The sequence below is a fragment of the uncultured Stenotrophomonas sp. genome (assembly GCF_963519925.1).
Classification (GTDB): domain Bacteria; phylum Pseudomonadota; class Gammaproteobacteria; order Xanthomonadales; family Xanthomonadaceae; genus Stenotrophomonas; species Stenotrophomonas maltophilia_AE.
Map to the genome: position 1 here is coordinate 1 of NZ_CAUQPH010000199.1, position 4838 is coordinate 4838.

The 4838-nt window shown below is 68.4% G+C and carries 7 protein-coding genes and 1 riboswitch; of the genes, 1 reads left to right on the top strand and 6 read right to left on the bottom strand.

Going from position 1 to position 4838, the window contains the following annotated elements:
* The 5 genes from thiL to RWO33_RS19150 all read right to left on the bottom strand — a co-directional run.
* The coding region (gene thiL, locus RWO33_RS19130; RefSeq protein WP_314106903.1) for a thiamine-phosphate kinase at positions 1-571 on the bottom strand (571 nt) is incomplete at its 3' end.
* 20 nt (positions 572-591) lie between these two features.
* Positions 592-1071 carry a transcription antitermination factor NusB gene (gene nusB, locus RWO33_RS19135; RefSeq protein ID WP_145481514.1) on the bottom strand — a complete coding sequence of 160 codons (480 nt, stop codon included), beginning with the start codon at positions 1069-1071 and terminating at the stop codon, positions 592-594.
* Positions 1068-1535 carry a 6,7-dimethyl-8-ribityllumazine synthase gene (gene ribH, locus RWO33_RS19140; RefSeq protein ID WP_314106905.1) on the bottom strand — a complete coding sequence of 156 codons (468 nt, stop codon included), beginning with the start codon at positions 1533-1535 and terminating at the stop codon, positions 1068-1070. Before ribH ends, nusB begins: the two co-directional genes overlap by 4 nt.
* Positions 1536-1656: 121 nt before the next feature.
* Complete coding sequence (gene ribB / locus RWO33_RS19145) at positions 1657-2754, bottom strand: 3,4-dihydroxy-2-butanone-4-phosphate synthase (protein ID WP_314106908.1); 1098 nt, start codon at positions 2752-2754, stop codon at positions 1657-1659.
* Positions 2751-3398, bottom strand: a complete 648-nt coding sequence (locus tag RWO33_RS19150) for a riboflavin synthase (protein WP_314106911.1) — start codon at positions 3396-3398, stop codon at positions 2751-2753. The genes ribB and RWO33_RS19150 overlap by 4 nt, the downstream gene beginning before the upstream one ends.
* A 76-nt stretch (positions 3399-3474) precedes the next feature.
* Positions 3475-3619: riboswitch (FMN riboswitch) on the bottom strand.
* A gap of 158 nt (positions 3620-3777) precedes the next feature.
* Between RWO33_RS19150 and RWO33_RS19155 the strand changes: the two genes are divergently transcribed.
* Positions 3778-4410 carry an outer membrane beta-barrel protein gene (locus RWO33_RS19155; protein WP_314106912.1) on the top strand — a complete coding sequence of 211 codons (633 nt, stop codon included), beginning with the start codon at positions 3778-3780 and terminating at the stop codon, positions 4408-4410.
* A 72-nt stretch (positions 4411-4482) separates the two neighbouring features.
* Here RWO33_RS19155 and RWO33_RS19160 read toward each other — a convergent pair.
* On the bottom strand, positions 4483-4838 hold a 356-nt coding region (locus RWO33_RS19160; RefSeq protein ID WP_314106913.1), incomplete at its 5' end, for a dihydrofolate reductase family protein.

Sequence of the window (4838 nt, forward strand, 5' to 3'; positions counted from 1 at the left end):
GGCGCAGGGTCTCGACCTGCGCGTCGTCCGCGGCCGCGCGGATGTCCAGCGTGCCGCCCTGCCAGGCCCGCAATGCCACTGCGGCATCGCCGAGCGTGCCGCTGACCCATACATCGTCGCCCACCTGCGCGCCATCGCGGCGCAATGCGGTGCCCGCCGCTACCTGCCCCATCGCCGTGACCGACAACGACAACGGACCCCGGGTAGTGTCGCCGCCGATCAGCACGATGTCGTGGGCATCGGCCAGGGCGAAAAAGCCATCGGCGAACGCATCCACCCAGGCCGGATCGGCACCGGGCAACGACAGCGCCAGCACGCACCACGACGGGCGTGCGCCCATCGAGGCCAGGTCGGACAGGTTGACCGCCAGGGTTTTCCAGCCGATGTCATAGGCCGGGGTTTCGGCCGGAAAGTGCACGCCGCTGTTGAGCGTGTCGGCGGTCACCACCAGCTGCTCGCCGGCGCGCGGCTGCAGCAGCGCGGCATCGTCGCCGATGCCGAGCACCACGTCGGCTCGCGCGCGGGTGCGCGCGGCGATGCGTTCGATCAGGGAAAATTCGGCGAGGGACATGCGCGCGCCCGGGCCGGGGCTCAGCCCCCGCTTTCGGCCTTGCGCCACTCGACGGCCGCACGGTCGAGCACACCATTGACATAGGTGTGGCCGTGTTCGGAACCGAAGCGCTTGGTCGACTCGATCGCTTCGTTGATCACCACGCGATACGGCACGTCGATGCGGTAGCGCAGTTCGTATGCGGCGACGCGCAGCGCGGCACGTTCGATCGCGTCGACTTCGTCGATGCTGCGATCCACGAACGGCTCCAGCGCCTCGTCCAGGTCCTTGCGGTGGTCGAGCACGCCATGCACCAGCGCTTCGAAATAGGCCAGGTCGGCGATTTCGCGGGCCTGTTCGTGGGCGAACTGGGCGATCACCGACTGCGCGTTGCCGCCGGAGATCTGCCAGGCATAGATGGCCTGCAGGGCACGACGGCGCGCGCGCGAGCGGTGCACCGGGTCGATGCCATCACGGCGGACCGGCTTGCCGGACGGCTTGCCCGGGTTTGACTTGTTCACGGCAACTGCTCCAGAAGATTGACCATTTCCAACGCCGTCAGTGCGGCTTCTTCGCCCTTGTTGCCGTGGCTGCCACCGGCACGGGCCTCGGCATCCTCGGCACGCTCGACCGCCAGCACGCCATTGAGCACCGGCACGCCGAAGTCCAGCTGCACGCGCATCAGGCCTTCGGCGCAGCCATCGGCGACGTGTTCGTAGTGGCGGGTGTCGCCGCGGATCACGCAGCCCAGGGCGATGATCGCGGCATGTTCATGCGCGGCGGCCAGGCGCGCAGCGACCAGCGGCAGCTCCCATGCACCGGGGACGCGGATCACGTCGATGGCGGTTTCGTCGATGCCGTTGCCGGCCAGGCTCTGCCGCGCACCGGCCACCAGCACATCGGTGATGCGGGCGTTCCAGCGGCTGGCGAGGATGGCGAAACGGCCCTTTTCCGGTGTCCGGAGATCGCCTTCGTAGTGGCTCATGATCGGCAGGTTATTCAATAAAGAGGGACATTCTACCGTAGAGCCAGGCCCTGCCTGGCTTTGCGGACGACTCCGGACCGCGCAGCCACGCAGGGCGTGGCTCTACGGCGATCCGTTCGGGTCATGGCGTGACCGTCTCGACGACTTCCAGGCCGTAGCCGGCCAGGCCGATCTGGCGCCGCGGGGTGCCGAGCACGCGCAGCTTGCCCAGGCCGAGGTCGGACAGGATCTGGGCGCCGGCGCCGTTGCGGCGCCACTGGCTGACGTCCTTGTCCTTGCCCGGCACGACCGGCTGCGGCTGCTGGCGCAGGCGGGCCAGCAGGCTGTTGCTGTCGCGCGGCGCCGACAGCACCACCATCACCCCGCGTTCGGCGGCCGCGATGGCACGCAGGGCGTCGGTGGAGGCCACGCCGAAATCATCGCGACGCCAGTGCAGCAGGTCGGCCAGCGGGTTCTCCACCTGCACCCGGACCAGGGTCGGTTCGGTGTCCGGGGTGCCGCGGACCAGGGCGAAATGCAGGTCGTGGGCGATCCGGTCGCGGTAGGTGACCAGCTTGAACGGGCCGAATTCGGTGTCGATGTCACGCTCGTCGACGCGCTCGACGGTCTTTTCGGTGGCCAGCCGGTAGGCGATCAGGTCGGCGATCGAGCCCATCTTCAGGCCATGCTCGCGTGCGAACACTTCCAGCTCCGGGCGGCGCGCCATGCTGCCGTCGGGGTTGAGGATCTCCACCAGCACGCCGGCCGGTTCCAGCCCGGCCAGCATGGCCAGGTCGACCCCGGCTTCGGTGTGGCCGGCGCGGGTGAGCACCCCGCCCGGCTGGGCGATCAGCGGGAAGATGTGGCCCGGCTGGTGCAGGTCGGCCGGTTTGGCGTCCGGCTTCACCGCGGTGCGGATGGTATGCGCACGGTCATAGGCGGAAATGCCGGTGGTGACGCCCTCGGCGGCTTCGATGCTGACCGTGAAGTTGGTCTGGAACTGCGCCGTATTGGCCTGCACCATCGGCGCCAGGCCGAGGTCGGCGGCGCGCTCGCGGGTCAGCGGCAGGCACACCAGGCCACGGCCATGGGTGACCATGAAGTTGATGTCCGACGGCTTGACCAGCTCGGCGGCCATGATCAGGTCGCCTTCGTTCTCGCGGTCTTCGTCGTCGACGATGACCACCATGCGGCCGAGGCGGATGTCCTCGAGGATGTCGGGGATGGGGGCGAAATTCATGCGGATGCTCCCGGTGCGAGGGCGCCCTGCCCGGTGGGCTGCCTACCGTCGGCCGGCAGGCCGACCAGGCGCTCCACATAGCGGGCGACCAGGTCGATCTCGAGATTGACCGCGCTGCCGACGCCGGTGGCGGCGAAGGCGGTATGGGCCACGGTATGCGGGATCAGCGCGACCTCGAAGCCGACGTCATCGACCTCGTTGACGGTCAGGCTGACTCCGTCCACACAGATCGAGCCCTTCCTGGCGATGTAACGCAGCAGTCCGGCCGGGGCGGCGAAGCGCCAACGCTGGGCACGCGCGTCGTCGTGGATGGACAGGACCTGGCCAAGCCCGTCGACATGGCCGCTGACCAGGTGGCCGCCGAGGCGGTCGGTCGGGCGCATGGCACGCTCCAGGTTGATCACCGCGCCGGCGTCCAGCTGGCCCAGGGTGGTCAGGCCGAGCGTCTCGGTCGAGGCATCGGCCTGGAACGAGCTGGCGTCAAAGGCGACCACGGTCAGGCACACACCGTTGATGGCGATGCTCTCGCCCATCTGCACGTGCTCGAACGGCAGGCTGCCGACATGGAAGGTGAAGCGGACGTCGCCGCCGAGGGGCTCGCGTGCGGCCAGTCGGCCGACGCCTTCGATGATTCCAGTAAACACTAACGTTCTCCGCGAAAAGTGAGCGAAAAACGCCGCAAGGCAAACAGGCGGGCGCAGGGCCATGCAGGCCCTGTAGCACCGTCTTCTTTCATCCGGACTATACCGTCGGCTCCGGCATCGGACCGGATCTGCTGACCTTCCGGCGTGACCGGAAGCGCTCGCGGGCTCGTGCTTGCGCACCTACCGCCGGTGGGGAATCGCACCCCGCCCTGAAGACGTTTGTATACCGGCGAACCGGCGCGGCCATTGTAACAGCGCTGGCTGAGCGCTCGCTTTCTGTAAACAATTTGTTAAGATGCGCCCCGCGCGGCGATGACCGCCGCCCTGCCGCCCATGATGGGCCGGCTGAAACGGACCTCACTTTTTCCAAGGAATCGTCATGCGCAAGATGCTCGTCCTGGCTGCCGCGTTGCTGGCCGCCGCTCCTCTCGTGGCCTCTGCTGCGGAAAGCATGAGCTACACCTACGTCGAAGGCGGCTGGACCCAGCAGCAGATCAGCGTGCCGGGCAGCAACCCGAAGCTGGACGGCGGCTACATCCGCGGCTCGTTCGCCATTGCCGACCAGGTCAATGTGTTCGGCGGCTACAGCAGCACCTCCAAGACCTACCGCCTGGAAGATGCCGTCGGCGAATACCGCATCAAGAACACCATCGACCAGCCGGAGCTGGGCATCGGCTACCACATGCCGATGACCGACCGCCTGGACTTCACCGCCGACCTGGCCTGGACCCGCATCAACAACGAGGCCAAGTACGACGACGGCGTCTACAGCGAGACCGTGAAGGTGCACAGCAACGCCGCCCGCGGCGCGCTGGGCCTGCGTGGCAAGCCCTCGCGCGCGACCGAAGCCTGGGTGAAGGCCGGCTACCTCGACGGCAGCGACATGGACGGCGTGTGGATCGGCACGCTCGGCGGCCAGGTCAGCTTCAACCGCAACTGGGGCATCGTGGGCGAAGTGCAGTACTACGACGACGTGACCCAGTACTCGGTGGGCGTGCGCGCCAGCTTCTGAGTTACCGATCGGGCTGCGTTCAACCGCGCCATGATCGACGGGCCCCGCAAGGGGCCCGTTTTTTTTACGGCGTCACGCCCGCAGCAACAGTCGCAGGTCCGCCCCCACCTGGCGCTGATCGACCACGCGCAGCCGCCGCTGCTGGTCCATGCGGGTGATGTCCATGCCGTCCAGCAGCGGCCGCCCCTGCTCGCCGAGCAGGATCGGTGCCTGGTACAGCAGCAGTTCGTCCACCAGCCCTGCCTTCAGCAACGCGCCGGACAGGACGGCGCCGGCTTCGGTATGCACTTCGTTGATGCCGCGTCCGGCCAGCAGGGCCAGCACCGCGCCCAGGTCGAGCCGGCCCTCGCGGCCGGGCACGCTGGCGAACCCGGCATCGGCGGCATCCGGCGCGCTGACCGCCGCGTCATGCAGGTACAGGGTGGGCG

Bases quoted from the DNA above. Each gene is read 5' to 3' on its own strand.
- ribH (WP_314106905.1), bottom strand. From the start codon at position 1,535: ATGAGCCACTACGAAGGCGATCTCCGGACACCGGAAAAGGGCCGTTTC.
- ribB (WP_314106908.1), bottom strand. From the start codon at position 2,754: ATGAATTTCGCCCCCATCCCCGACATCCTCGAGGACATCCGCCTCGGC.
- RWO33_RS19155 (WP_314106912.1), top strand. From the start codon at position 3,778: ATGCGCAAGATGCTCGTCCTGGCTGCCGCGTTGCTGGCCGCCGCTCCT.